General features: G+C 67.0%; 24 protein-coding genes and 1 pseudogene. 24 read left to right on the top strand and 1 reads right to left on the bottom strand.

Annotated elements, in window-relative coordinates; translation table 11 throughout:
- The 19 genes and pseudogenes from AC5JBD_RS10215 to AC5JBD_RS10305 all read left to right on the top strand — a co-directional run bounded on the left by AC5JBD_RS10215 (position 1) and on the right by AC5JBD_RS10305 (position 18,208).
- A complete protein-coding gene (locus AC5JBD_RS10215; RefSeq protein WP_495721686.1) occupies positions 1 to 1,236 on the top strand; it encodes an NADH-quinone oxidoreductase subunit D in 1,236 nt (411 codons plus the stop codon).
- Positions 1,233 to 1,505, top strand: a complete 273-nt coding sequence (locus AC5JBD_RS10220; protein ID WP_495721687.1) for a hypothetical protein — start codon at positions 1,233 to 1,235, stop codon at positions 1,503 to 1,505. The genes AC5JBD_RS10215 and AC5JBD_RS10220 overlap by 4 nt, the downstream gene beginning before the upstream one ends.
- Entirely contained in the window at positions 1,498 to 2,169 is a 672-nt protein-coding gene (locus AC5JBD_RS10225) for a complex I 24 kDa subunit family protein (RefSeq protein WP_495721688.1), read from the top strand. The genes AC5JBD_RS10220 and AC5JBD_RS10225 overlap by 8 nt, the downstream gene beginning before the upstream one ends.
- Positions 2,166 to 2,357 (top strand): hypothetical protein, encoded by a 192-nt coding sequence (locus AC5JBD_RS10230; protein WP_495721689.1) that lies wholly within the window; start codon positions 2,166 to 2,168, stop codon positions 2,355 to 2,357. Before AC5JBD_RS10225 ends, AC5JBD_RS10230 begins: the two co-directional genes overlap by 4 nt.
- The gene (gene nuoF / locus AC5JBD_RS10235; RefSeq protein WP_495721690.1) at positions 2,350 to 3,642 is read left to right on the top strand and encodes an NADH-quinone oxidoreductase subunit NuoF; all 1,293 of its coding nucleotides are present in this window, start codon (positions 2,350 to 2,352) and stop codon (positions 3,640 to 3,642) included. The genes AC5JBD_RS10230 and nuoF overlap by 8 nt, the downstream gene beginning before the upstream one ends.
- Positions 3,639 to 4,265 (top strand): hypothetical protein, encoded by a 627-nt coding sequence (locus tag AC5JBD_RS10240; RefSeq protein WP_495721691.1) that lies wholly within the window; start codon positions 3,639 to 3,641, stop codon positions 4,263 to 4,265. Before nuoF ends, AC5JBD_RS10240 begins: the two co-directional genes overlap by 4 nt.
- Before the next feature lie 22 nt (positions 4,266 to 4,287).
- On the top strand, positions 4,288 to 4,968 hold the full coding sequence (locus tag AC5JBD_RS10245) for a hypothetical protein (protein WP_495721692.1): 681 nt from the start codon (positions 4,288 to 4,290) through the stop codon (positions 4,966 to 4,968).
- A 20-nt stretch (positions 4,969 to 4,988) separates the two neighbouring features.
- Complete coding sequence (nuoG, locus tag AC5JBD_RS10250; protein WP_495721693.1) at positions 4,989 to 6,998, top strand: NADH-quinone oxidoreductase subunit NuoG; 2,010 nt, start codon at positions 4,989 to 4,991, stop codon at positions 6,996 to 6,998.
- Positions 6,995 to 8,023 (top strand): annotated as a pseudogene (gene nuoH / locus AC5JBD_RS10255) (NADH-quinone oxidoreductase subunit NuoH); the annotation flags it as partial. The gene nuoG and the pseudogene nuoH, both read left to right, overlap by 4 nt.
- A 128-nt stretch (positions 8,024 to 8,151) precedes the next feature.
- A complete protein-coding gene (gene nuoI, locus AC5JBD_RS10260; protein WP_495721694.1) occupies positions 8,152 to 8,634 on the top strand; it encodes an NADH-quinone oxidoreductase subunit NuoI in 483 nt (160 codons plus the stop codon).
- A gap of 33 nt (positions 8,635 to 8,667) precedes the next feature.
- Positions 8,668 to 9,279, top strand: a complete 612-nt coding sequence (locus tag AC5JBD_RS10265; protein WP_495721695.1) for an NADH-quinone oxidoreductase subunit J — start codon at positions 8,668 to 8,670, stop codon at positions 9,277 to 9,279.
- Positions 9,276 to 9,581, top strand: coding sequence for an NADH-quinone oxidoreductase subunit NuoK (nuoK, locus tag AC5JBD_RS10270; protein ID WP_495721696.1), 306 nt, complete (start codon positions 9,276 to 9,278; stop codon positions 9,579 to 9,581). Before AC5JBD_RS10265 ends, nuoK begins: the two co-directional genes overlap by 4 nt.
- Before the next feature lies 1 nt (position 9,582).
- Positions 9,583 to 11,643: an NADH-quinone oxidoreductase subunit L gene (gene nuoL / locus AC5JBD_RS10275; RefSeq protein WP_495721697.1), complete on the top strand. Its 2,061-nt coding sequence runs from the start codon at positions 9,583 to 9,585 to the stop codon at positions 11,641 to 11,643.
- A 1-nt stretch (position 11,644) separates the two neighbouring features.
- Positions 11,645 to 13,204, top strand: a complete 1,560-nt coding sequence (locus AC5JBD_RS10280) for an NADH-quinone oxidoreductase subunit M (RefSeq protein WP_495721698.1) — start codon at positions 11,645 to 11,647, stop codon at positions 13,202 to 13,204.
- Complete coding sequence (nuoN, locus tag AC5JBD_RS10285) at positions 13,204 to 14,640, top strand: NADH-quinone oxidoreductase subunit NuoN (protein ID WP_495721699.1); 1,437 nt, start codon at positions 13,204 to 13,206, stop codon at positions 14,638 to 14,640. The genes AC5JBD_RS10280 and nuoN overlap by 1 nt, the downstream gene beginning before the upstream one ends.
- Positions 14,640 to 15,392, top strand: a complete 753-nt coding sequence (locus AC5JBD_RS10290) for a biotin--[acetyl-CoA-carboxylase] ligase (protein ID WP_495721999.1) — start codon at positions 14,640 to 14,642, stop codon at positions 15,390 to 15,392. The genes nuoN and AC5JBD_RS10290 overlap by 1 nt, the downstream gene beginning before the upstream one ends.
- Positions 15,393 to 15,401: 9 nt before the next feature.
- Positions 15,402 to 16,184, top strand: coding sequence for a type III pantothenate kinase (locus AC5JBD_RS10295; RefSeq protein ID WP_495721700.1), 783 nt, complete (start codon positions 15,402 to 15,404; stop codon positions 16,182 to 16,184).
- 113 nt (positions 16,185 to 16,297) lie between these two features.
- Complete coding sequence (locus AC5JBD_RS10300) at positions 16,298 to 17,932, top strand: ribonuclease J (RefSeq protein WP_495721701.1); 1,635 nt, start codon at positions 16,298 to 16,300, stop codon at positions 17,930 to 17,932.
- Between the two features lie 15 nt (positions 17,933 to 17,947).
- A complete protein-coding gene (locus AC5JBD_RS10305; protein WP_495721702.1) occupies positions 17,948 to 18,208 on the top strand; it encodes a DUF1467 family protein in 261 nt (86 codons plus the stop codon).
- A gap of 29 nt (positions 18,209 to 18,237) precedes the next feature.
- Here the strand turns inward: AC5JBD_RS10305 and AC5JBD_RS10310 are convergent, their stop codons facing one another.
- Complete coding sequence (locus tag AC5JBD_RS10310; RefSeq protein ID WP_495721703.1) at positions 18,238 to 20,556, bottom strand: coiled-coil domain-containing protein; 2,319 nt, start codon at positions 20,554 to 20,556, stop codon at positions 18,238 to 18,240.
- An 82-nt stretch (positions 20,557 to 20,638) separates the two neighbouring features.
- On the opposite strand from AC5JBD_RS10310, the gene AC5JBD_RS10315 reads away from it, so the two are divergent.
- From AC5JBD_RS10315 to AC5JBD_RS10335, 5 genes are all read left to right on the top strand, one after another.
- On the top strand, positions 20,639 to 20,941 hold the full coding sequence (locus AC5JBD_RS10315; RefSeq protein ID WP_495721704.1) for an Hpt domain-containing protein: 303 nt from the start codon (positions 20,639 to 20,641) through the stop codon (positions 20,939 to 20,941).
- Positions 20,942 to 21,004: 63 nt separating this feature from the next.
- The gene (locus AC5JBD_RS10320; protein WP_495721705.1) at positions 21,005 to 22,222 is read left to right on the top strand and encodes a hypothetical protein; all 1,218 of its coding nucleotides are present in this window, start codon (positions 21,005 to 21,007) and stop codon (positions 22,220 to 22,222) included.
- 34 nt (positions 22,223 to 22,256) lie between these two features.
- Positions 22,257 to 23,303, top strand: coding sequence for a DUF2336 domain-containing protein (locus AC5JBD_RS10325; protein WP_495721706.1), 1,047 nt, complete (start codon positions 22,257 to 22,259; stop codon positions 23,301 to 23,303).
- Positions 23,300 to 24,691: a sensor histidine kinase gene (locus tag AC5JBD_RS10330; protein WP_495721707.1), complete on the top strand. Its 1,392-nt coding sequence runs from the start codon at positions 23,300 to 23,302 to the stop codon at positions 24,689 to 24,691. Before AC5JBD_RS10325 ends, AC5JBD_RS10330 begins: the two co-directional genes overlap by 4 nt.
- Before the next feature lie 129 nt (positions 24,692 to 24,820).
- Positions 24,821 to 25,192, top strand: a complete 372-nt coding sequence (locus AC5JBD_RS10335) for a response regulator (RefSeq protein WP_495721708.1) — start codon at positions 24,821 to 24,823, stop codon at positions 25,190 to 25,192.
- Positions 25,193 to 25,225 lie beyond the last annotated feature (33 nt).

Raw genomic sequence — 25,225 nt, forward strand, 5'->3', positions numbered from 1 at the left:
ATGAGCACCAGCGCGACCGAGATCTGGACCGAGGAGGAGGCCGCCGCCACCGGCGCCACCCAGTCCGAGATCGCCAATTACACGATCAATTTCGGCCCGCAGCATCCGGCCGCCCACGGCGTGCTCCGGCTGGTGCTCGAACTCGACGGCGAAATCGTCGAGCGCGTCGATCCCCATGTCGGCCTGCTCCACCGCGGCACCGAGAAGCTCTGCGAGCACAAGACCTATCTCCAGGCGCTCCCCTATATGGACCGCCTCGACTACGTCTCGCCGATGTCGATGGAGCACAGTTATGTGCTCGCCGTCGAGAAATTGCTCGACCTCGAAGTGCCGCTCCGCGCTCAATATCTCCGGGTCTTCTTTGCCGAGTTGACCCGCATCTCCAACCACCTGCTCAACATCGGCAGCCACGTCATGGACGTCGGCGCGATGACGCCGAACCTGTGGCTGTTCGAGCTGCGCGAAGACCTGATGAACTTCTACGAGCGCGCGTCCGGCGCTCGCATGCATGCCGCTTATTTCCGTCCTGGCGGCGTCCATCAGGACGTGCCGCTGAAGCTCCTCACCGACATTGCCGACTGGCTCGACAATCGTCTGCCGGAGCTGTTCGAGGACGCGCTCAGCCTCGTCGTGGACAACCGCATCTTCAAGCAGCGCAACGTCGACATCGCCGTCGTTTCGAAGGAGGATGCGCTCGCCTGGGGCTTCTCCGGCCCGATGATCCGCGCCGCCGGCATCCCCTGGGACATCCGCAAGTCGCAGCCCTACGACGTCTACGACCGGATGGAGTTCGACATTCCCGTCGGCACCAAGGGCGATTGCTACGACCGTATGATGGTGCGGGTCGAGGAGGTCCGCCAGTCCGCGCGGATCATGAAGCAGTGCCTCCAGCAGATGCCGGAAGGCCCGGTGCTGTCGCTGGACCGCAAGGTCGCCCCGCCCAAGCGCGGCGAGATGAAGCAGTCGATGGAAGCGCTCATCCACCACTTCAAGCTCTACACCGAGGGTTTCCACGTTCCCGCCGGCGAGGTCTACGTGGCAACCGAGAGCCCCAAGGGCGAGTTCGGCATCTACATCGTCTCGGACGGCACCAATAAGCCCTATCGCGTGAAGATCCGCCCGACCGCCTTCAGCCACCTCCAGGCGATGGACTTCATGACCAAGGGCCACATGCTCGCCGACGCCACCGCGATCCTAGGCGCGATGGACATCGTCTTCGGGGAGTGCGACCGGTGACCGAGTTTACAGGGCCTTTCCTGACCATGTTCCTCAATGTGGGGCTGGCGGCGCTCATCGCGCATTTTTTCGTGAAGCATCTCACCATGTTGCCAGCGAAGCCGATCGCCTTCGCTGTCGCCATCGGCCTCTACATAGGTCGGGGTCACGGGGCGGAGGCGCTCGGCGATTTCGGAGCCGCCGGTTACGGTGCAGGAGGCTTGGTGGCTCTGGCGGTGCTTTGGTTCTTCTGGTTCAAGAAATCCTCCAGCGAGACTGTCGATGGCTGACATCCTCCCCAACAGCATCGACATGAAGGAAGTGCGCGCCCGCTGGGGCGGCTTCACCTGGACGCCGGAGAATGAGCGGCAGTCGCGGGTGATCGTCGGCCGCTATCCGCCGGGGCGGCAGCAGAGCGCGATCATCCCCTTGCTCGATCTCGCCCAGCGTCAGGTCGGCGCGGAGACGGAGACGCAAGGCTGGCTGCCGGTGCCGGTGATCGAATATGTCGCCGCCTATCTCGGCATGCCCTACATGCGCGCCTATGAGGTCGCGACCTTCTACACCATGTTCAACCTGTGCCCGGTCGGCCGCTACCATGTCCAGGTCTGCGGCACGACGCCCTGCATGCTGCGCGGCTCGGACGATGTGCTCGACGCCTGCTACGCAAAGGGGTTGAAGAAGGGGCAGACGACGCCGGACGGCCTCTTCACCCTTACCGAGGTCGAATGCCTCGGCGCCTGCGCCAATGCGCCGATGGTGCAGATCAACGACGATAATTACGAGGATCTCACCTTCGAGAGCACCATTGCGGTGCTCGAAGCGCTGGCGGCAGGTCGGATGCCGAAGCCGGGTCCGCAAATCCCTCGCCAGACCAGCGCGCCGGAGGGCGGGCCGACCTCGCTTGCCGAGATGGTGAGCGAGAACCACGATTATCGGGGGCAGTGGAAATGAGCCTCTATCAACGCCTTGCCGGCTCGCAGTTGGGATCGTCCGCCGTGTTCGGCAGCGCCTTCCTAACACTCGGTCTCCTGGACGGAAGCTTCGCTCAGGCGGCCGCCACCGGCGCCGTTGCGGCTGCTTCCTGGCTCGCAATCCTGCCAGCCCTGAAGCGCATCGTGGGAGCCGCCGCCCGTGCTTGAGGATAGGGATCGCATTTTCACCAACGTCTACGGCTACCAGCATTGGGGGCTGAAGGCGGCACAGAAGCGCGGCGACTGGGACAATACCAAGGGCCTGATGACGCTCGGCCAGGACGCGATCATCGACGAGATCAAGAATTCGGGCCTGCGCGGCCGCGGCGGCGCAGGTTTCCCGACCGGCATGAAGTGGAGCTTCATGCCCAAGGAGCCGACGCCCACGCGTCCGAACTTCCTCGTCATCAACGCCGACGAGTCCGAGCCCGGCTCGTGCAAGGACCGCGAGATCATCCGCCACGATCCGCACAAGCTGATCGAAGGCGCGCTGATCGCCGGCTTCGCGATGCGCGCCCGCGCCGCCTACATCTACATACGCGGCGAATTCATCCGCGAGGCGGAAGTGCTCTTCGCCGCCGTGCAGGAGGCCTATGATTACGGCCTGCTCGGCAAGAATGCGGCCAAGTCGGGCTACGATTTCGACGTCTTCGTCCACCGCGGCGCCGGCGCCTACATTTGCGGCGAAGAAACGGCGCTGCTCGAAAGCCTCGAGGGCAAGCGCGGCATGCCCCGCCTCAAGCCGCCTTTCCCGGCGGGCGCCGGCCTCTACGGCTGCCCGACGACGGTCAACAATGTCGAGAGCATCGCGGTCGTCCCAACCATCCTCCGCCGCGGCGCCGCCTGGTTCAAGAGCTTCGGCCGCGAGAAAAACGAGGGCACCAAGCTCTTCCAGATATCCGGCCATGTGAACAAGCCCTGCGTCGTCGAGGACGCGATGTCAGTGCCGTTCCGCGAGCTGATCGACCGCCACGCCGGCGGCATCCGCGGCGGCTGGGACAATCTCCTGGCCGTCATCCCCGGCGGATCCTCGGTCCCGGTCGTGCCGGCCGAGCAGATCATCGACGCGCCGATGGATTTCGATGGCCTCAAGGATCTGCAGTCGGGCCTTGGGACGGCGGCCGTCATCGTGATGGACAAATCGACCGACATCGTCCGCGCGATCAGCCGCATCAGCTACTTTTACAAGCATGAGAGCTGCGGCCAGTGCACGCCCTGCCGCGAAGGCACGGGTTGGATGTGGCGGGTCATGGAGCGGCTGCGCGAAGGCAATGCCGAGATCCACGAGATCGACATGCTCTGGGATGTCACCAAGCAGGTCGAAGGCCACACCATCTGCGCGCTCGGCGACGCCGCCGCCTGGCCGATCCAAGGCCTCATCCGCCACTACCGCCCCGAGCTCGAGCGCCGCATCAAGGAGCGCCAGGGCCAGCAGCTGGAGGCGGCGGAATGAAGACTTTTTGGTGCGGAGCGCTGATCGCTTTGCTTTGCGCCCAGCAGGCAGGCGCTCAGCTGGGAACCGGACAGTCGGGGCACTCGAGTGCTTCGCCTTCGACCAACGCCCAGCCTTTCCGCGAGCTGCAAGTATTCGGGCTGTGTTTTGCCAAGACGCGGCGGCAGGCTGCGCTCAGCTTGATCGCCACCGTCCCTGACTCGCCGGAGGAGGACAAGGCTTTCAAGCGGCTCGTTTACGGCGAGCACAATACCTGTCTGTTCGGCGGCACCCGCATGTCGATGCCGACTCTCTTTGCCCGCGGCGCCATCGCCGAAGGGCTGCTGAAATCCGAGGGTGTCCCCGACGAGTATCGGCTTCCGAGCCCGAGCCCGGCAGAAGTCCGCGACCTTCACGGCGTCGCGCGCTGCTATACGTCGGGACACCGCAGCGAAGTCCAAAACCTGCTTCAGACGCAGCCGGGTAGTGCAAAGGAAAAGGCGGCTGTTGCTGCCCTTTGGAACGACTTCAGGGCGTGCATGCCGGGTTTCAGAGTTCGCTTGAACGCGCCCTGGATCCGCTTCCTGCTCGCCGAGGCTCTGCTTCGTGCCGGACCGAGCACGGCGTCGGTGGCAGCCCGATGACCTGGAGAGAGGAGGCAGTGGAATGATCACCACCCTGCTTGCCGTGGCGATGCTCGTCCAGGACGCGCCTCAGCCGAGCCAGGGGCCGCTATCGGCCGACTTCCCGCCGGAGCGCTCGCTGTCGCCGGCCCATGACCTCTTCTATGAGGACGAGAATAAGTCGACGCCTGAGGCACGGATAGCTATCCACGGCTTTGGCGCCTGCGTTGCCGACGGGAGCACGGAGCTGGCCTCCGAGACCCTCCGCAGCGATTTCACGAACCGGAGCTATCGGACCAGCCTGCGGCGTCTCGTCCGCGCGAACGAGAGCTGCTTCCGGCAGCGGGGCCGGTTGCGATCGGGCGGCCTGCTCTTCGCCGGTGCGATGGCTGAGCGGTTGTTGAAGCGCAATCCGCAGCCACTGAACGTCCGGCTGGCGCGCGCTGCCATGAAGCCGGCGACACCAGCTTATTCTCCTAGCGACCAGATCGCCATCTGCGTCGTGCGGGGCGTGCCGGATGAAACCGGCCAGCTGCTGGCCAGCGATGTCGGCAGCGAGGCCGAGGCAGCCGCCGTGCGGGCGCTGGCGCCTGCCATCGCGGCCTGCTCTGCGTCGGCCGCGAAGTTGGAAAGCAATGTTGGTGGGTTGCGCGCGATCCTGGCGACTGCGGCCTACCGCAGCATAGACAGCGCGGCCGGCAGCGGCCTGGCGCAGCGCGACTAAAGGGAAGGACTGGGCCGCTCATGCCCAAAGTGAAGGTCGACGGGGTGGAGATCGAGGTTCCGCAGGGGGCGACCGTGCTCCAGGCGTGCGAGATGGCGGGCAAGGAAGTGCCGCGCTTCTGCTATCACGAGCGCCTCACCATCGCGGGCAATTGCCGTATGTGCCTGGTGGAGGTGAAGCCCGGGCCGCCCAAGCCGCAGGCGTCGTGCGCGCTGCCGACTTCCGAAGGGCAGGAGATCATCACCACCTCCGAGACCGTGAAGAAGGCGCGGGAAGGGGTGATGGAGTTCCTGCTCATCAACCACCCGCTCGATTGCCCGATCTGTGACCAGGGCGGCGAATGCGACTTGCAGGACCAGGCCATGGCCTATGGCCGAGGCCACTCGCGCTTCGCGGAGAACAAGCGGGCGGTGACCGAGAAATATATGGGTCCGGTCGTCAAGACGATCATGACCCGGTGCATCCAGTGCACGCGCTGCGTGCGCTTCGCCGAGGAAGTCGCCGGCGTCGAGGAGATCGGGCTGATCGGCCGCGGCGAGAATGAGGAGATCACCTCCTATTTGGAAGGCACTTTGACCTCCGAACTGAGCGGCAACGTCGTCGATCTCTGCCCGGTCGGTGCGCTCGTCTCTAAGCCCTACAGCTTCGAGGCGCGGCCTTGGGAGCTCCGCAAGATCCCCGGCATCGACGTCATGGACGCGGTCGGCACCAACATCCGCATCGACGCCCGCCAGCGCGAGGTGATGCGCGCTCTGCCTCGCCTCAACGAGGACGTGAACGAGGAGTGGGCGCACGACAAGACGCGTCATGCCGTGGACGGCCTGCTCCGCCGCCGTCTCGATCGGCCGTGGATCCGCCGCGGCGGCAAGCTGCAGCAGGCGACCTGGGAAGAGGCGTTCGAGCATATCGCCGCGCAGCTTGAGGGCGCCGGCGGCGACCAGGTCGCGGGCCTCGCCGGAGACCTGCAGGATCTCGAGAGCATCTATGCCCTGAAGGCTCTGCTCGGCCGCTATGGCTCCACGCTGCACGAATGCCGGACGGACGGAGCGCACTTCGATGTCTCCGCACCGGCCGCCTATCGCTTCGCCTCGACCATTGCCGGTATCGAGGAAGCGGGGGCGATCCTCCTCGTCGGCTCCAACCCCCGCTGGGAGGCGCCGCTCGTCAACACGCGTATCCGCAAGGCGATCAAGAACGGCGCCCGCGTCTTCCGGATCGGCGAGCCGGTCGACCTGACCTATCCGGTCACCGACCTCGGCAATGACCTTGCCTTGCTCGGCAAGCTTCCGCGCGAGCTGATCGACGCTTTCCGAGGGGCTGGCGCACCGGCGGTGATCGTCGGCATGGGCGCGCTCGCGACGCCGGGAGCCTATGAGGCGAGCCGCGCGGCGACGACCTTCCTGGGCGCGACGTTGAACGTCCTGCACACCGCCGCCTCGCGCGTCGGCGCGCTCGATGTCGGCTTCACCACGGACGGTGGCGTGGAAGCGATCCGCGCGAGGGCAGGGGCCTTGAAGGCGCTCTTCCTGCTCGGCGTCGACGAGGCGGATCTCTCCGCCTTCGCCAACACCTTCACCGTCTATATCGGCACCCATGGGGATCAGGGGGCGCGGCAGGCTGACGTGATCCTTCCAGCCGCTGCCTACACGGAGAAGCACGGCACCTACGTCAATCTGGAAGGCCGCGTGCAGCTTTCCGAGCGCGCCGTCGATCCGCCCGGCGAGGCACGCGTCGACTGGACCATCTTCCGTGCCCTGTCGGACGTGCTTGGCAAGACGCTGCCGTTCGACGACCTCTCGCAGCTTCGCGCCGCGATCGGCGCCGAGCGGCCGCATCTGACTGTATCCGGCCTCACTACTTTCGATCCGCTGCCGGCACCCAGCGCGCCCGCGCCGCGGCTCAGCGGCCCGATCAGCTATCCGATCGAGGACTTCTACCTTACCAACCCCATTGCCCGCGCCTCGCCGACGCTGCAGCGCTGCTCCGCCGAGATCCTGCACGGGCAGACCTTCCAGGAGGCCGCCGAATGACCGAGTGGTTCCAGGGAACGCTCGGCTACGGCCTCGGCTGGTTCGCGGCGACCCTCATCCTCATCCTGATGATCGCGCTGCCGCTGATGCTGGCGGTGGCGATGATCATCTATGCCGACCGCAAGATCTGGGCGGCGATGGCGCTCCGGCGCGGACCGAACGTGGTCGGGCCGTTCGGCCTCCTCCAGAGCTTCGCCGACGGCCTCAAGGTCTTCCTCAAGGAGACCATCATCCCGTCCTCGGCGAACCGCGGCCTGTTCCTGCTCGCGCCGATCCTCACCTTCACCCTCGCTTTGATCGGCTGGGCGGTGATCCCGTTCGGGCCGGACATGGTGCTCGCCGACATCAATGTCGGCCTGCTCTACATCCTCGCCGTCTCCTCGCTGTCGGTCTATGGCGTGGTGATCGCGGGCTGGTCGTCCAACTCCAAATATCCCTTCTACTCCGCCCTCCGCGCCGCCGCGCAGATGGTGAGCTACGAGGTCTCGATCGGCTTCGTGCTGATCGGCGTCATCCTCTGGGCCGGCACCTTCAATCTCGGCGGCATCATCGAGGCGCAGCGCAGCCACGTCTGGTCTATCAACGGGTTCGGCTTCAATCCCTTGCTGTTCCCGCTGAGCATCATCTTCTTCATCTCGGCCCTCGCCGAGACGGCACGCGCGCCGTTCGACCTCACCGAGGCGGAATCCGAGCTCGTCGCCGGTTTCCAGACCGAATATTCGTCGATGAGCTTCGCGCTCTTCTGGCTCGGTGAGTACGGCAACGTGCTCTTGATGTGCGGCCTCAACGCCACGCTCTTCTGGGGCGGCTGGCTGCCCCCGATCGACTGGGAGCCGCTCTACGCGATCCCAGGCATCTTCTGGTTCTTCGCCAAGATCCTCCTGTTCTTCTTCATCTTCTCCTGGGTGAAGGCGACCGTGCCGCGCTTCCGCTACGACCAGCTGATGCGGCTCGGCTGGAAGATCTTCCTGCCCATCTCGCTGATCTGGGTGTTCCTGGTGTCCGGCTATCTGCTCGCCACCAAGTCCCAATGCCCGACCGATCCGGGCGTGCTCTTCTCGATCCGCACCGAGCGCGAGGCCGACCGCTACATGCCTTCCTGCCGGAGCCGCATGCCCAATCTCGCTAGCCGCGCCGCGGCCGGAGCCGCATCATGATCAAGCACTGGATCAAGTCCTTCTTCCTGTGGGAATTCGTGAAGGCGCACGCGCTGACGCTGAAATATTTCTTCAAGCCGAAGGCGACGATCAACTATCCCTACGAGAAGAACCCCATTTCCCCGCGCTTCCGCGGTGAGCATGCCTTGCGCCGTTACCCGAATGGGGAAGAGCGCTGCATCGCCTGCAAGCTGTGCGAGGCGGTGTGCCCGGCGCTGGCGATCACGATCGAGGCCGAGCCGCGCGAGGACGGCAGCCGCCGCACCACGCGCTACGACATCGACATGACCAAGTGCATCTATTGCGGCTTCTGCCAGGAGGCATGCCCGGTCGATGCGATCGTCGAGGGGCCGAACATGGAATTCTCGACCGAGACCCGTGAGGAGCTGCTGTACGACAAGCAGAAGCTGCTCGACAACGGCGACAAGTGGGAGCGCGCGCTCGCTGCCAACCTTGCCGCCGATGCACCCTATCGCTAAGCCGCCGCACGAATCCCAGGGCACCTGAATTACGTGATCCAAGCCTTTGCCTTTTACCTGTTCGCGGCCGTCGTGATCGCCTCCGGCGTGATGACGATCGCGAGCCGGAACCCGGTGCACAGCGTGCTCTGGCTGATCCTCGCCTTCTTCAATGCGGCGGGGCTGATGCTGCTCCTGGGCGCCGAGTTCATCGCGATGCTGCTGGTGATCGTCTACGTGGGCGCGGTCGCGGTGCTGTTCCTGTTCGTCGTCATGATGCTCGACGTCGATTTCGCGGAGATGCGCGCCGGCTTTGCCCGCTATCTGCCGTTCGGGACCCTGCTCGCGATCGTGCTGCTGGCCGAGATCGTATTCGCCATCGCCGCCTGGAATGCCGGCGGAATCATGGCGACGGCCAAGGCGGCGCCGGTGAACGCGGCCATTCCGAACATCGAACAGCTCGGCACCGTGCTGTACACGCGCTACCTCTACATCTTCGAAGGCGCCGGGCTCGTCCTGCTGGTGGCGATGATCGGCGCGATCGTCCTCACCCACCGCACCCGCGGCGGCACCCGGCCGCAGAACATCTCCGCCCAGGTCCGCCGCCGTCCCGAAGATGCCGTGCGCAACGTCAACCAGCCGGTCGGGCAGGGGGTCGAGCTGTGATCGGCCTCGGCCATTACCTCGTCGTCGCCGCGATCCTGTTCGTCCTCGGCGTGTTCGGCATCTTCCTCAACCGCAAGAACATCATCGTCATCCTGATGGCCATCGAGCTGATCCTGCTCGCCGTGAACATCAACCTCGTCGCCTTCTCCGCCTTCCTCGGCGACATGGTCGGGCAGGTCTTCGCGATGTTCGTCCTCACCGTCGCGGCGGGCGAGGCGGCGATCGGCCTCGCCATTCTCGTCATCTATTTCCGCGGCCGCGGCACGATCGCGGTCGACGACATCAACCAGATGAAGGGCTGAGATGATTCAGGCGATCGTCTTCCTGCCCCTGGTCGCTGCGATCATTGCGGGCCTCGGCAACCGCATGATCGGCAACGTTCCGGCCAAGCTGATCACGACCGGTGCCCTGTTCGTCTCGTGCGCGCTGTCATGGCCGGTCTTCCTCGGCTTCATGGCCGGGACCGAGACGTCGCAGCTCCATCCGGTGCTCGCCTGGATCCGTTCCGGCGATCTCCAGGTCGATTGGGCGCTCCGCGTCGATGCGCTCACAGCAGTGATGCTGGTGGTGGTGACGACCGTGTCCGCGCTCGTCCACCTCTACTCCTGGGGCTATATGGAGGAGGATCCGGACCAGCCGCGCTTCTTCGCCTATCTCAGCCTCTTCACCTTCGCGATGCTGATGCTCGTGACAGCGGACAATCTCGTCCAGATGTTCTTCGGTTGGGAAGGCGTCGGCCTTGCGTCCTACCTGCTGATCGGCTTTTGGTATCACAAGCCGTCGGCCAATGCGGCCGCGATTAAGGCATTCGTCGTCAACCGCGTCGGCGATTTCGGCTTCAGCCTCGGTATCTTCGGCACCTTCCTGGTCTTCGGCACCGTCTCGATCCCGGAGATTCTGGAAGCGGCGCCGGCCATGGCGGGCGCGACCTTCGGCTTCCTCGGCATGCGCGTCGACGTGATGACGACGCTTTGCCTGCTCCTCTTCATCGGCGCGATGGGCAAGTCGGCGCAGCTCGGCCTCCACACCTGGCTGCCGGACGCGATGGAAGGCCCGACGCCGGTCTCCGCCCTCATCCACGCCGCCACCATGGTGACGGCCGGCGTGTTCATGGTCTGCCGCCTGTCGCCGATGTTCGAGGTGAGCCCGACCGCATTGGGCGTGGTGACCTTCGTCGGCGCCGCCACCGCGCTATTCGCCGCCACGGTCGGCACGGTGCAGAACGACATCAAGCGCGTGATCGCTTATTCGACCTGCTCGCAGCTCGGCTACATGTTCTTCGCGGCGGGCGTCGGCGCCTATTCGGCGGCGATGTTCCACCTCTTCACGCACGCCTTCTTCAAGGCCCTGCTGTTCCTCGGCGCCGGCTCGGTGATCCACGCCATGCATCACGAGCAGGACATGCGCTTCTACGGCGGCCTCCGTAAGGAGATCCCGCTCACCTTCTGGGCGATGATGGCCGGCACGCTCGCCATCACCGGCGTCGGCGTCCTCGGCGTATTCGGGTTCGCGGGCTTCTACTCCAAGGACGCGATCATCGAGGCCTCCTATATGAGCGGCGCGACGGCGAGCGGCTTCGCCTTCGCGGTCGGCGTCTTCGCGGCCCTGCTGACCAGCTTCTACTCCTGGCGCCTCGTCTTCCTGACCTTCTTCGGGAAACCGCGCTGGGCCGCTTCTGAGCACATCCAGCACGCCGTCCACGACACGCACGGCCACGACCATAACGATCCGATCCAGGAGCATTCGGGCGACGATCCGCATCCCGAGATCCCGGGCGCGCGGCATCTGCCGGAAGGCACCGGCGGCTACCATCCGCACGAGAGCCCGTGGACGATGCTCGTGCCGCTGGGCGTGCTCGCGATCGGCGCGATCTTCGCCGGCATGGTCTTCCATGGCCCCTTCCTGGAGCCGGGCGAGGGCACGCGCTTCTGGGCCGGCAGCCTCGCCTTCGACGAGCATCTGATGGAGGAGATCCATCACGCGCCGCTCTGGGTGAAGCTCGCGCCCGCGGCCGTGATGATCCTCGGCTTCCTGATCGCGCTGCAGGCCTATATCCGCAGCACCAGCATCCCGTCCCGCTTCGTCGGCCAGTTCGGCGTGCTCTACCGGTTCCTGCTCAACAAATGGTATATCGACGAGCTCTATCACTATGTCTTCGTGCTGCCGTCGATGTGGATCGGCCGCCTGTTCTGGAAGCGCGGCGACGAAGGCACGATCGACCGCTTCGGCCCGAACGGCGCCGCCGCTTTGATCGCCGGCAGCAACCGGCTCACCGCCCGCCTGCAGTCCGGCTATGTCTACACCTATGCCTTGGTGATGCTCCTCGGCCTCGCCGCCGCCGCCACCTGGGCGATGGCTCGATGATATGAACGCGCTCGGCTTCCCCATCCTCAGCTTGATGCTGCTGGTGCCGTTCGCGGCGGCGATCGCCTGCCTGTTCGTCGGCAACAATGCCGCGCGCTGGCTCGCCTTCGGCGCGACCCTGCTCGACCTCCTGCTCGGCATCCTCCTGTGGGGCGCCTACGAGATCGGCGGGCCGCAATGGCAATTCGTCGAATTCTCGGCGATCTTCGGCGACTTCGCCTGGGCGCTCGGCATCGACGGCATCGCACTGATGCTGATCATGCTGTCGGTGTTCCTGATGCCGATCTGCATCGCGGCGAGCTGGTCCTCGATCGAGCACCGCATCCCCGAATATATGGCCGCGTTCCTCCTCATGGAGACGCTGATGCTCGGCGTCTTCATGGCGCAGGACATCTTCCTCTTCTACATCTTCTTCGAAGCCGGCCTCATCCCGATGTACCTGATCATCGGCATCTGGGGCGGCAAGGAGCGCATCTACGCCTCCTACAAGTTCTTCCTCTACACCCTGCTCGGATCGGTGCTGATGCTGATCGCGATGCTGTGGATGGTGAACTTCGCCGACACCACCAGCATCCCCGTCCTGCTCCAGACCGACTTCCCCGTCGAGGCGCAGACATTGCTCTGGCTCGCCTTCTTCGCCTCCTTCGCGGTGAAGCTGCCCATGTGGCCGGTCCACACCTGGCTCCCCGACGCGCACGTCCAGGCGCCGACCGCAGGCTCGGTGATCCTCGCCGGCGTGCTGCTGAAGCTCGGCGGCTACGGCTTCATCCGCTTCTCGCTGCCGATGTTCCCCGAGGCCTCGGCGCAGCTCTTCTGGCTGGTCATGGGCCTGTCGATGGTGGCGATCGTCTACACCTCGCTCGTCGCGCTCGTGCAGAAGGACATGAAGAAGCTGATCGCTTATTCGTCCGTCGCCCATATGGCGTTCGTGACGATCGGCCTGTTCGCCTTCAACCGCCAGGGCATCGAAGGCGCGCTGATCGTGATGCTGAGCCACGGCCTCGTGTCGGGCGCGCTCTTCCTGTGCGTCGGCGTGATCTACGATCGCCTGCATACCCGCGAGATCGAGCGCTATGGCGGCCTCAGCGACAATATGCCGGCTTATGCCGTGCTGTTCCTCCTGTTCACTATGGCCTCGGTCGGCCTGCCCGGCACGGGCGGCTTCGTCGGCGAGTTCCTGAGCCTGATGGGCGCCTATCGCGCGAACAGCTGGGTCGCCTTCGTCGCGACCACCGGCATCATCCTCGGCGCCGCCTACATGCTCTACCTCTACTGGCGGGTCGCCTACGGGAAGCTCGACAAGCCCGACGTTGCCGCCATGCCGGACCTCAACAAGCGCGAGCTCGCCATGCTCGGCTCGATCGCCGCGGTCGTGCTGTGGATGGGCGTCTATCCGGAGAGCTTCCTCGCACCGATGCGCAACGATGTCGGCACCTTGCTCGCCCGGATCGAACGCGCCAATCCGGGCGGTGACGCGCGGATCGCTCTCAACACCAATCCCGCGCCTTCCGTGGTCGAGGCCGACGGCGCCGTGCCCGAAGCGGCCGAGGGAGGCCACTGATGGGCAACAGCCTGTTCCTGACGCTGCCCGAGATCGTGCTCTCGCTCGGCTCGCTCCTCCTGCTGATGCTGGCCGCCTTCATGGGCGACCGCGTCTCCCGCCTCGCCACTTGGCTGGCGGTCGGCTTCTTCGTGATCGCAGCGCTGGTGACGCCGGAGATTATCGGCCGCGGTGGCGTCGGCTTCGACGGCCTGTTCATCGCCGACAGCTTCGCCGCCTTCTCCAAGATCCTGATCTACATCGCCGCCGCCGCTGCCCTCATCGCCGCCACCGGCTGGTTCGCACGCGAGGGGACGTTCCGCACCGAATATCCGGTGCTGATCCTGCTCTCCTCAGTCGGAATGGGCATGATGGTCTCGGCCGGCGACCTGCTCACTCTCTATGTCGGCCTCGAGCTACAGAGCCTCGCCGCTTACGTGCTCGCCTCCTTCCAGCGCAAGGACACGCGCTCGGCCGAGGCGGGCCTCAAATATTTCGTCCTCGGCGCGCTCGCCTCGGGCATCCTGCTCTACGGCATCTCGCTTCTCTACGGCTTCACCGGCTCGACCCTGTTCGGCGAGATCAATCTCGCGCTCGGCCGCGACGGCATCTCGACCGGAGAATTGTTCGGCATCGTCTTTGTCCTCGCCGGCATCGCGTTCAAGGTCTCGGCCGTGCCGTTCCACATGTGGACGCCCGACGTCTATGAAGGCGCGCCGACGCCCGTCACCACCTTCTTCGCCTCCGCGCCAAAGGTCGCCGCCATGGCCCTGATGGCGCGGGTCGCGATCGAGGGAATGGGTCCCGCCACTTTCGAATGGCGCCAGATCGTCATCTTCTCGGCGCTCGCCTCCACCATCCTCGGCGGGGTCGCGGCGATCAACCAGCGCAACATCAAGCGGCTGCTCGCCTACAGCTCGATCAACAATGTCGGCTTCGCTCTGATCGGCCTCGCCGCCGCCACGCGCGAGGGCATCGCCGCCCTGCTGTTCTACATGGCGGTTTATGTCGTGATGACGATCGGCTCCTTCCTCTGCGTGCTGCGGATGCGCGACGCCGAGGGCCGCCCGGTCGAGACGATCGCAAGCCTCTCCGGCCTCTCGCGCACGCGGCCCGGCTTGGCGGCGGCGCTCGCCATGTTCATGTTCAGCCTCGCGGGCATCCCCCCGCTGTTCGGCTTCTGGCCGAAGTTCCTGGTGTTCAACGCCGCCGTCCAGGCGGACCTAACCTGGCTGGCCGCAGTCGGCATCGCCACGTCGGTGATCGGCGCCTTCTATTATTTGAAGATCATCAAGACGATGTATTTCGACGAGCCGGCACCGGCCTATGAGCCCGGCCGCGACCGAGTCGAAGGCGTGCTGATCGCGCTGGCAGCCCTGTTCGTGTCGCCGCTCGGCTATTTCTCGATCCCCTATCTGGGCGCGGCTGCCGAGAATGCCGCGGGAGCCCTGTTCTGATCGAAGAGGTCGGGGAGACCCGCTCCACCAACGACGATGTCGCGGCCCGGGCGCGGGAAGGCGCACCCGAAGGCCTGTGGCTGCGTGCCGACCGCCAGACCGGGGGCAGGGGCCGGCAGGGGAGGGACTGGCATTCTCCCGCCGGCAATCTCTACGCCAGCACGCTGGTCCGCCTGCGCCCCGGCGATCCGCCCGCGCCGAGCCTGGCTCTCGTCGCAGCGATTGCCCTGCACGAGACGGTCTCCGCCTTCGCGCCGGAACAGGAGATCGTCATCAAATGGCCGAATGACCTCCTAGCGTGTTCCCCGGCGAAGGCCGGGGCCCAGAAGGACGGTGCCGCTGGACCCCGGCCTTCGCCGGGGAACGGCTGGCCCAAGCTCGCCGGCATCCTGCTCGAGCGAGCCGATGACGCGGTGGTGATCGGCATCGGCGTCAACCTCGCTCATCATCCAGAGGATATCGGCCGCCCAGCCACCAGCCTCGCTGCCCTGACCGGCGCAGCGCCGGAGCCGCGTGCCTTCCTCGACATTCTCGCCGATGCTTTCTCCCGATGGCTCGGCCGCTGGCGCACGGAGGGCCTTTCCGGCATCCGCAGCCGCTGGCTGGAGGCCGCACATCCGATCGGCACCGCCCTCTCCACCTCGGCCGGGGACGGCCTGTTCGACGGGCTCGACGAAACGGGCGCGTTACGGCTTCGCTTGGCGGACGGCTCCACCCGTGTCATTCACGCCGGCGACGTCTTCCTGATCTAAGGGCTCGCCATGCTGCTCGCCGTCGACGCCGGCAACACCAACCTCGTCTTCGCGCTCGTCGAGCAGGGCGTGATCCGCGCGCGCTGGCGGATCGCGACGGACCCGCGCCGCACCGCCGATCAATATGCCGTCTGGCTGCACCAGTTGCTCGAGCTGGAGGGCTTCACCCGGGAGGATGTCGACGCGGTGATCATCGGCACCGTCGTCCCGCGCGCGCTCCACAATCTGGAGGTGCTCGCGACCAAATATTTCCGCGTCGAGCCGCTGATCGCCGGGCAGGGCGCAGCCGCTTGGGGGATCGAACTGGACGTCGCCGAACCGGGCAGCGTCGGCGCCGACCGCGCGCTGAATGCGATCGCCGCCCACGCCGTGCACGAAGGCGATCTCATCGTCATCGATTTCGGCACCGCGACCACCTTCGATGTGGTCGACTATTCCGGCGCCTATAAAGGCGGGATCATCGCGCCCGGCATCAACCTGTCGCTCGACGCGCTGGTCACCGCCGCCGCCAAGCTGCCGCGCATCGCGATCGAGGCGCCCGGCAGCACGTCCGTCATCGGCCGCACCACCGAAAGCCAGATGCATATCGGCATCTACTGGGGCTACGTCACCATGATCGAAGGACTGGTGGCGCGGATGAAGGCCGAGATCGGCCGGCCGGTGAAGGTGATTGCCACCGGCGGCCTCGCCATCCTGTTCGACCAGCACACCCAAGCCTTCGACGCGATCGAGCCCGACCTGACGATCCAGGGCCTTTCGCTTCTTTACAAACGGACGCTCTCCACCACTTAAGCTGCAACACGTCATCCCGGCGAAGGCCGGGATCTCAGGACCAGAAGACGCCTGCGCAGGTCCTCCCGGAGACCCCAGCTTTCGCCGGGGTGACGAGCAAGAACAGGAACCTGATGAAACCCGGCAACGAACTTCTCTTCCTCGCGCTCGGCGGCTCGGGCGAGATCGGCATGAACGTCAATCTCTACGGCTGCAACGGCAAGTGGATCATGGTCGATCTCGGCATGACCTTCGGCGATCCCGGCTATCCGGGCATCGACCTGATCCTCCCCGACCTCAGCTTTGTCGAGGAGCGGCGCGAGGACCTGCTCGGCATAATCCTTACCCACGGTCACGAGGACCATATCGGCGCGATCCCCTACCTCGCCGCCGATTTGGGCGTGCCGCTCTATGCGACGCCCTTCACCGCCAGCCTGATTCTCGGCAAGCTCGAGGAGGAGGGGCTGAACGGCGAGATCGAGCTGAACACGATCGAGCTCGGCGTCGGCATGCAACTCGGGCCCTTCGGCATCCGCTACGTGCCGCTCGCCCATTCCATCCCCGAAGCCAACGGCCTGCTCATCGACACGCCGCACGGCAAGGTCTTCCACAGCGGCGACTGGAAGCTCGACGCCGCGCCGCAGCTCGGCCGCCCAAGCAGCGACGAGGAGCTGTCTGCGATCGGCGACGAAGGCATCCTCGCCTTGGTCTGCGACTCGACCAACGTGTTCAATGCCGATCCGGCCGGCTCCGAGGCGACGGTGCGCGGCGGGCTGGAGGAATGCGTCGCCGCCGCGAAGGGGAGGGTGGTCGTCACCACCTTCGCCTCAAACGCCGCCCGCCTCCACACGATCGGCGAGGTCGCCAAGGCGACGGGCCGCAAGCTCTGCGTCGCCGGCCGCTCGCTCGACCGCATCCTCCGCGCCGCCCGCAGCAACGGCTATCTGCTCGATTTCCCCGACACGATCGACTTCGACACCGCCATGACGTTGCCGCGCCGGGAGGTGATGATCGTCGCCACCGGCGGCCAGGGCGAGCCGCGCGCCGCGCTCGCCCGCATCGCCTTTGGCGAGCACACGATTAAGCTGACGGAAGGCGACACTGTCATCTTCTCCTCGCGGCAGATCCCGGGCAACGAACTCGCCGTCGGCCGCATCATGAACGCGCTCGCGCGGAGCGACGTGAAGACCGTCACCGAGCGCCAGGCCCATGTCCACGTCTCCGGCCATCCGGGCCGCCCAGAGCTCGCCGCAATGTATCACTGGCTGCGCCCGCAGATGCTGATCCCGGTCCATGGCGAGAGCCGCCACCTCCACGAGCATCGCCGCTTCGCGCTCGAGCAGGGCGTGCCGCAGAGTTTCGTGCAGGAGAATGGCGAGATCGTTCGCCTCGCTCCCGACGGGCCTCAGAAGGTGGGCATGGAGCGGGTGGGGCGCCTGATCCTCGACGGCGACGTGATCCTCACCGCCGACGGCACGACCATGAACCAGCGGCGCAAGATGGCGTCGTTCGGCCTAATCTCAGTGGCGGTGGTGATGGACGGCGACGGCCGCGTCCGCGGCCCCGTCGAGATGAGCCTGCAGGGCATTCCGGTCGAGGAGGACAAGGCGGCGTTCCTGGAGGAAGCCTGCGCCGCCGCGGCCGATGCGGCACGCAAGGGTGGCGACGAGGGCAAGCTGCGCGAGGCGATCCGCCTTGCCGTCCGCCGCTGCGCCACCGACTGGACCGGCAAGAAGCCGATCGTCGACGTGCTACTGGTGCGGATCTAGGCACCCGCCGAAGTCATGAAGTTCAGCTCGATCCTGGCGATCTACGCCCTATTCTGGACGATGAGCCTGTTCGTGGTGCTGCCGTTCGGCGTGCGCACCGACGAGGAAGCGGGCGTCGAGCGGCGCCCCGGCCATGCCGAAAGCGCGCCCCACGGCTTCAGCTTCCCGCGCGCGGCCCTGCGCGCGACGATCGTATCAGCCGTTCTGTTCGGCCTGTTCTATCTCAACTATGTCTACGCCTGGATCGGCCCCGCGGACCTCGACTGGGCCCACTAAACTCTCCCCTCCCTTCAAGGGAGGGGAGTTTAGGCCCGGATCCGCTCGATCGCCTGCGCAAGCGCCACGTAAAGCTTGCCCATGTCGCTGCTGAGGATGGTGACCCCGAGCGCCGAGCTGTCGCGGTCCGCCAGGATCCGCCGCAGCATCGATTCGAAGTCGTGGATGTAGCGATTGACCTGATCCCGGAATTCCGGCTCCGCCTCATAATGCTGCATGATCTCGCGGGCTTCGTTCGTGTCGAGCAGCCGCACCGCCCGCCGCGTGAAGACGCCGCGATCGCCCTTCATATAGGCCGCCCAGGCGCTGTCGGTGACCTCGTTCGACAGGATCTTGGTGACGTCGATCGCGGTCGAATTGAGCGATTCGATGAGCAGCGCCACGCGCCGCGAGAAATTCTCGCTGTCCCGCGCCTCGCGCTCCTTGCGCGTCTCGTCGATCCGCTCCTCGACCGCCGCGGCGGTCTCGCCGATCGTCAGCATCTGCCGGGTCAGCCGCTCGGACGCCTTGCGCGCCGCTTCGACCGTGCGTTCCGCCAAGGCGGAGAGCTGCTCCATCTGCAGGCCGACCTCGTCGCCGATCGACTGCGCGATCGCCTCCCGGCTCGCGGCGCCGATCGCCGCGGCGCTTTGCGGGATCACCGCCGCGATCGCCTCGCGCGCCCGCTCGGCCGCCTGGGCCGCCGCCTCGCGCACCCGCACCAGCGACTCGATCAGTTCGGGGCCGGTGTCGCTGACGATCTTGCCGGTCGCCTGATCGGCCTCGGCAACGGCGGCGGAGAGGGCGCGGATCTGCTCCTCGGCGGTGCCGACACCCGCCTGCAGCCGCGCCAGCATCGCTTCCAGCGCTTCCTGCTGCCGCGCAAGGCTCGTTTCGGTCTCCGATATCCGGGACGCGGCCGCATCGGCGGCGCCCGCCACCGATTCGACGTTCGGAGCGATGGCAGAGACTGCGGTCCGCGCTCGCTCCGCCTGCTCCTCGATCCGCCCCAGCGCGCCCGGGACGTCCGCGGTCAGCTGGTCGGTCACCGAGCTCATCGCGCCCGCCATCTCGCGTGCACGTTCGATCAGCGCCGATGCCCGCGCGTTGCTGCCGCCAATCTCCTCGTCCAACTGCCGCATCGATGCGCGCACCGTCTCGATCGCGACGCCGAGCCCATCGGAGGCGCCGCTGCCGGTCTCCCGCAGGGCGACGAACTTGCCGTCCAGGTCGCGCAATTCCCTGGTGAGGCCCGTGACCAGCGCCTGGCTCGCCGCATCCTGCGCCGCCAGGTGCGCGGCAAGGGCCTCGATCTTGCTGCCGACTGATTCGAGTCGCTGGCCGAGGTTACGCGTGGCATCCTCCCCGGCGCGGTCGAGCGCCGCCCGGCTCTGCTCGATCATCGCCATCATCGCGGCGCCCTGCGCCTCGAGGCCGATCCGTGCCGCATCGACCGCCTCGGCCGCCCGCGCCATCGTGCCGTCGACCGTGTTGGCCATGGCTGCGGCCGCTTCCTGCATCCGCGTCGCCGCCGCGCCGGTCGTGCTCTCGACCCGCGACAGGTGGGCGCCGAGCCGCTGCGCCGCGCCGCCGACCACCTCGTCGGCCTCGCGGCCGCGCGCGATCAGCGCCGAGAGCTGCCCCTCGAGTGCGCCCGCCTGGCTATGGGCGGTGAGACCGGCTTCCTTCATGCGCTCGGCGACCTGGAGCGCCTGTGCTTCGGCCTTGGGAAGATCGCTCATCAGCACGTCGATCTCGTTGCGCGCCTTCTCCGCCGCTTTCTCCAGCGCCTCGGACTTTGCGTCGAGCTTCGCGCCTTCCTTGGAAAGATAGTGAGCGACGCGGCCAAGCCGATCCGACGCCTCGTCGCCGAGCGCCATCAGCTTGCCCGCCTCGCCGGTGACCTTGTCGTGATTCTCGTCCAGGCGAGCGGTGACCGTCGCGAGCAGCCCCTCGAGCTCCTGGCTCTCACGGCGCATCGCGGCGACGGTGCGGGTATAATGTTCCGCGTCGCGCCGCGAGGTGCCGCCGAACAGGAGCCACGCAAGACCGAGCAATGCGATCGGCGCGCTCATCAGCGCGAACCACTGCATCAGGTTCGGAAGTGCCCCCGCGGCAGGGCCGGCCATCGCAACCCAGGTGGCGAGCGCCGTCCACAGCACGGCAGCAGCAACCAGCAGCGGCGCCAGGAGCTTCTTCCTGGGCTCGGGCTCAGACTCCGGCTCCTCCGAATTGGTCCGGCTCCACGCAATCTGCGCTGCCGGGCCTCCGCTCAGTGGAATGGCCGCCCAGTCGCCCTGGACCACCTCAATGCCGGCGTCATCCGGCTGCTGCGCTTCGGCGCGCGACGCCCCCATACTCATACTCATGATGTATGTTTAACATGAATCGGGCCGCTGCAAAGACGCTCCGGAAAGAAGACCTTAACTCCCCATCCTCTAGGCAGAACGGATGGTCTACGATCCCGGAGCATTGAACGCATCCCTGGCCGCCGCAGTGGGCAGCGATGGCGACCTGATGGCCGAGCTTCGCGCCGCCTTCATAGAGTCCGCGCTTCGCCAGGCAGATTTGATGAGCCGCTCGCGCTGCGACGCAAATTGGCAGGTCTCCGCGTCGCGGCTGCAGAGCCTCGCCGCCAGCTTCGGCGCCGTCGGCCTGCAGGGTCTCGCCAACGACGCGCTCGCGGGCGCTCCCGGCGACCCCGCCATCCTCCGCAGGATCCAGGCCGCGATCGACGATTTCGCGGCCCAATAAGCCGAACCGAATTGCGGGCGGCGGGGCAGCCGCTTATCCCTTGCCGCTTGCTTCGGGAGGGGATTGTTCGCGTTGGGCCTCGCTGCTCTCATCTGTGCCTATCATGATGCCGCCGACGCCCCGGGAGGGCTGCGCGCGACGCTTCCGCTCGCCGGCCGCACCCTGATCGAGCGCCAGGCGCGCCTGGCTGCCGTCGCGGGCGCCGCGCCCGTCGTCATCCTGGTCGAGCGCCTCCCCGCGGAGCTCGTCGCCGCGATCGACCGGATGCGATCCGAAGGCGTCAGCGCGATCGTCGCCCGCAGCGTCGAAGACGCCGCTGAGGCGATCCGCGCGGAGGACGGGCTGCTGGTCTTCGCCGATGGACTGTTGGCTGAGGACAGCCATGTCTCGCGCTTCGCCGGCACCCGCGCCCCGGCGCTGCTGACGCTTCCCGAAACCGGCGCGGACGATCGCTTCGAGCGGATCGATGCCGAGACGCGATGGGCAGGACTCGCCTTGCTGGACGGTGATCTTCTCCGCCGCACTGCCGCCAAGCTGCAGGACTGGGACCTCCAGTCGACCTTGCTGCGCCGCGCGGTCGAGGAAGGTGCACGACAGGTGGCGGTGCGCGGCGACCCGGCCGAGCAGCCGGTGGTGATCGCGCAGCGGGCGGCCGACCTTGCCGCCGCCCAGGCGCGGATCGTCTCAGGCGCCGGCACAGCCCGCGACGACTGGGCTTCACGCTACCTGCTCGCCCCAATCGAGGCGAGCGCGAGCCGCGCGCTGATGCCGAGCTCGATCACGCCGGGCTGGCTCTACGTCGGTGCCGGCGCGCTCACCGCCCTCGGCGGCGTGCTCTTCCTCCAGGGCTGGCTGCTCGTCGGGCTGCTGATGCTCCTGCTCGCGACCCCGCTCGACGGCATCGCGGAGCGCCTCGCCTCGATGCGCCTGCAGCCGGGCGGGGAGGGGAGCCTGCCCGCGCGAGCGCTGCCCTGGCTTTCGGCCGGAGCGCTGGGTGCGCTGAGCTACACTCTTTCGGAAACCCGTGGCTGGGGCTGCCTGGCGCTCGCGGCGACGACGATCGCCTTCCTGGCCGCTCTTTTCTTCGAGACGAAGGGTCGTCGCCTGCCCCAGCGGCTCTTCTTCGCCGAGCGCAAGGGCATGAGCTGGCTGATGCTCCCGTTCGCCGTTACCGGCGCCTGGGTGAGCGGCCTCGGCGTGCTTGCCGCCTATGCGGCCGGCTCTTTTTTCTGGGCCCAGCGGGAGGTGCATCGCGCTCCCGCGTCGGAGGCTCAGGATTAGCGCAGGGTTAACCTTGGTCCGGCTATGCAATGGCATGGCCGAGACTGCCCGCCAGGATGATGCCGCGCGCCTGCTGCTTGCCGCGTCGCATCGCCGCGCCGTCGCGACCTCCGATCTCTTCCTGCCCGAGACGCTTCGCCTCAGCGACCAGCAGCGCAGCATCGTGCGGACCTTGCTCGACAAGCTCGTCCGCACGATCGAGGATGAGCTGCGGGTCTCGCTTGCGGAGACTTTTGCGGGCGAAGCCGCGCTCCATGCCGCGCTCGCCTCCGCCCACGTCCAGCTCGCTGTGCCCTTGCTCGCCCGTTCGGAGGCGCTGCACGATCCCGAGCTGGTGACGATCCTGCTCCGCCGAGCCGAGGAGCACCGCATTTACCGCAACGCTTCCGCCGCGGACGACGCCCTCCAGACTTTGATCGCCGATCCCGACGCCGCCATCGCCGCCGAGGCCATGGCCGTCCTGGTCGGACGCAGCCGCCGCCTCGACCGGTTCCAGGAGCCGGTCATGGCCCGTACCGAATTGCCGGCCGAGGTCCAGCATCGCCTGGTCTGGACCATCGCCGCCGCGCTCCGTCGCTATATGGTCGACCAGCATGGCATCGACCCCGCCGCGGCCGATGCCGCGCTCGCCGCCGCGGCGGGCGCGCTAATCCTCGGCTATGACGAGGGTGACACGCTGGAGGCGCGCAGCTTCCGTCTCGCCCATCGCCTCGGCGAGGCGGGGCGCCTCGACGGCCCCGCCTTCCTCGCCGCCATTACCGGCGGCACGCTGCCGCTCTTCCTTGCCGGCCTGTCGGTTAGTACCGGCCTCGCCTACGCTTCGGTGTGGGATATTCTCTCGGATCCTGCCGGCCGCGGCCTCGTCTACCTCCTGCGTGCCGCCGGTATCGGCCGCCAGGAAGCGGCGGCGATTCTGATCGCCCTTGGTTCGGCTGCGGACGAAGCCGGTCTCGCTTCCGCCATCGACCTGTTCGACGTCGCCAATGAAGCGGCCGTGCGCCGTGCGCTTAGCCTCTGGTCGCTTGACCCTGCCTACCGCGCTGCCCTCGTCCGTATCGGCGAGTCCCGGAAGGCGGCATGAGCGAGCAGCGCGCGTCCGAAGCCGCCGTCGTCTACGGCCGCCTCGATCAGGACGGCCGGCTCATCGCCGCCGATCCGAAACTTGCTTCGCTCCACCGCCGTGCGGGCGGCGAGGAGGGCGGCCCGCTGGCCGTTCCGCAGATCGCCGCCTTGGCCCGCCTTGCCCGACGTCTCGGCATCCTGGTCTCGCGCCCGGTTACCGCTGCCGATGGCGATTCCGATCTCGATCTCTGGGTCCGCGCTCAGCCGCAGGATACGGAGGTGGAGCTCGCCATCACCGGCTGGACCGAGCGGCCGGCCCGCTCGCCGTTCGCCGAGCCCGAGGATCAGCGCGAGGCCGACTTCCTCCGCGCCGCCGCCGACTGGGTTTGGGAAACCGACGATTCACTCCGCTTCACCACGGTTTCGGCCGCCGCCGCCGCCGCCATCGGCCGTGCACCCGGCGAACTGATCGGCAGGCAGCTCACTCGCCTGTTCCGCTTCATTGAGGCGGAGGACGGCTCGCTGCCGATCCTCGACGCGCTCGCCGAGCAACGCCGCTTCGATGACCAGTTCGCCGAGCTTCGCGGCGGCTCGCGCGGCCGCTACCGCCTCGGCGGCGTCCCGCTGATCGACGGCGCCGGGCGCTTCGCCGGCTATCACGGCCATGCGAGCAGCATCCCCAGCTGGCTGACGGAGGCTGCCCTGCCTGAGCTTCCGGAAGAGCCGACGCTTTCCGACACGCCCGCATTCGGCGAACGCCTCGACAAGGCGCTTCGCACACCTCTCGACCACATCATCGCCAATGCCGAGGCGATCGGCGCCCAGCCCGACGGTCCGATCCGCCGCGATTATGCCGCTTACGCGCAGGATATCGCCACGGCAGGCCGCCACCTCCTCGCCCTGGTCGACGACCTCGTGGACCTGCAGGCAATCGAGCGGCCCGACTTCCGGCCCGAGGAGGAAGCAATCGACCTCGCCGACGTCGCCCGTCGCGCCGCCGGCCTGCTCGGGGTCCGCGCCGCCGACGCCAGGGTCAGGATCGATCGCCCCTCCGAGGACGAGACGCTGCCAGCGACCGGCGAGTTCAAGCGCGTGCTCCAGATCCTCATGAACCTCCTCACCAACGCCATCCGCTATTCGCCGGAGGGCGGGCAGGTCTGGATACGCTTGGAACGTGAAGGCGACATCGCCTCCGTCTGCATCGCCGACCAGGGCAAGGGCATCGCACTCGACGACCAGGGCCGCATCTTCGACAAGTTCGAGCGCGTCGACCCGACCGAAGCCGGCACCACCGGCCTCGGCCTCTACATCGCCCGCCGTCTCGCCCGGGCGATGAGCGGCGACATCCAGGTCGACAGCGCCCCGGGGCAGGGCGCCCGCTTCACCTTCACCCTGCCGGCGCGCTGATCCCCCGGCGATACGCAGGGGCTTCTTCCCGGACATATAAATGCGGCCGAAGGGGAACGGTCTCGGGCGCGCTTGAGTTGAAGCGATGCTGCCGCCGTTGCGGCCGCCTGTGACGAAGGGGTGCTCATCATGACAAATGCCGCCGCCAAGACGGTTCTTCTCGTCGAGGATGAACCGCTGGTGATGCAATCAACGTCCGATCTGCTCGAACATGACGGCTACAGGGTCGTCGGTGCGACCAATTACGATGAGGCTGTCGCGGCCCTCGAAGCGGAGCCGGAAACGGCGGTGCTCGTCACGGACATCAGCATCGGCGGCCAGGGCGACGGCGTACAACTCGCAAGGCTGGCGGCAGAACGCTTTCCTCACGTCCGCACCCTGATCGTCTCCGGCGCCGTTCGGCCGTCCGGCGACGCTTATCCGAAGGACGCGATCTTCTTCACCAAGCCCTATGCGCCGGGCGCCTTGCTGACGATCGTCAGGGACTGCGTCGACTGCTGAGGAAAGCTCCCTCTCCCGGGTGGGGAGAGGGCT

It is taken from the genome of Allosphingosinicella sp., assembly GCF_059502505.1.

What these genes read in the sequence shown, in the direction of transcription:
- AC5JBD_RS10215 (WP_495721686.1), top strand. Translation starts at nt 1, where the DNA reads ATGAGCACCAGCGCGACCGAGATCTGGACCGAGGAGGAGGCCGCCGCC.
- AC5JBD_RS10225 (WP_495721688.1), top strand. Translation starts at nt 1,498, where the DNA reads ATGGCTGACATCCTCCCCAACAGCATCGACATGAAGGAAGTGCGCGCC.
- AC5JBD_RS10230 (WP_495721689.1), top strand. Translation starts at nt 2,166, where the DNA reads ATGAGCCTCTATCAACGCCTTGCCGGCTCGCAGTTGGGATCGTCCGCC.
- AC5JBD_RS10240 (WP_495721691.1), top strand. Translation starts at nt 3,639, where the DNA reads ATGAAGACTTTTTGGTGCGGAGCGCTGATCGCTTTGCTTTGCGCCCAG.
- AC5JBD_RS10245 (WP_495721692.1), top strand. Translation starts at nt 4,288, where the DNA reads ATGATCACCACCCTGCTTGCCGTGGCGATGCTCGTCCAGGACGCGCCT.
- nuoG (WP_495721693.1), top strand. Translation starts at nt 4,989, where the DNA reads ATGCCCAAAGTGAAGGTCGACGGGGTGGAGATCGAGGTTCCGCAGGGG.
- nuoI (WP_495721694.1), top strand. Translation starts at nt 8,152, where the DNA reads ATGATCAAGCACTGGATCAAGTCCTTCTTCCTGTGGGAATTCGTGAAG.
- nuoL (WP_495721697.1), top strand. Translation starts at nt 9,583, where the DNA reads ATGATTCAGGCGATCGTCTTCCTGCCCCTGGTCGCTGCGATCATTGCG.
- AC5JBD_RS10280 (WP_495721698.1), top strand. Translation starts at nt 11,645, where the DNA reads ATGAACGCGCTCGGCTTCCCCATCCTCAGCTTGATGCTGCTGGTGCCG.
- nuoN (WP_495721699.1), top strand. Translation starts at nt 13,204, where the DNA reads ATGGGCAACAGCCTGTTCCTGACGCTGCCCGAGATCGTGCTCTCGCTC.
- AC5JBD_RS10295 (WP_495721700.1), top strand. Translation starts at nt 15,402, where the DNA reads ATGCTGCTCGCCGTCGACGCCGGCAACACCAACCTCGTCTTCGCGCTC.
- AC5JBD_RS10300 (WP_495721701.1), top strand. Translation starts at nt 16,298, where the DNA reads ATGAAACCCGGCAACGAACTTCTCTTCCTCGCGCTCGGCGGCTCGGGC.
- AC5JBD_RS10305 (WP_495721702.1), top strand. Translation starts at nt 17,948, where the DNA reads ATGAAGTTCAGCTCGATCCTGGCGATCTACGCCCTATTCTGGACGATG.
- AC5JBD_RS10310 (WP_495721703.1), bottom strand. Translation starts at nt 20,556, where the DNA reads ATGAGTATGAGTATGGGGGCGTCGCGCGCCGAAGCGCAGCAGCCGGAT.
- AC5JBD_RS10315 (WP_495721704.1), top strand. Translation starts at nt 20,639, where the DNA reads ATGGTCTACGATCCCGGAGCATTGAACGCATCCCTGGCCGCCGCAGTG.
- AC5JBD_RS10325 (WP_495721706.1), top strand. Translation starts at nt 22,257, where the DNA reads ATGGCCGAGACTGCCCGCCAGGATGATGCCGCGCGCCTGCTGCTTGCC.
- AC5JBD_RS10330 (WP_495721707.1), top strand. Translation starts at nt 23,300, where the DNA reads ATGAGCGAGCAGCGCGCGTCCGAAGCCGCCGTCGTCTACGGCCGCCTC.
- AC5JBD_RS10335 (WP_495721708.1), top strand. Translation starts at nt 24,821, where the DNA reads ATGACAAATGCCGCCGCCAAGACGGTTCTTCTCGTCGAGGATGAACCG.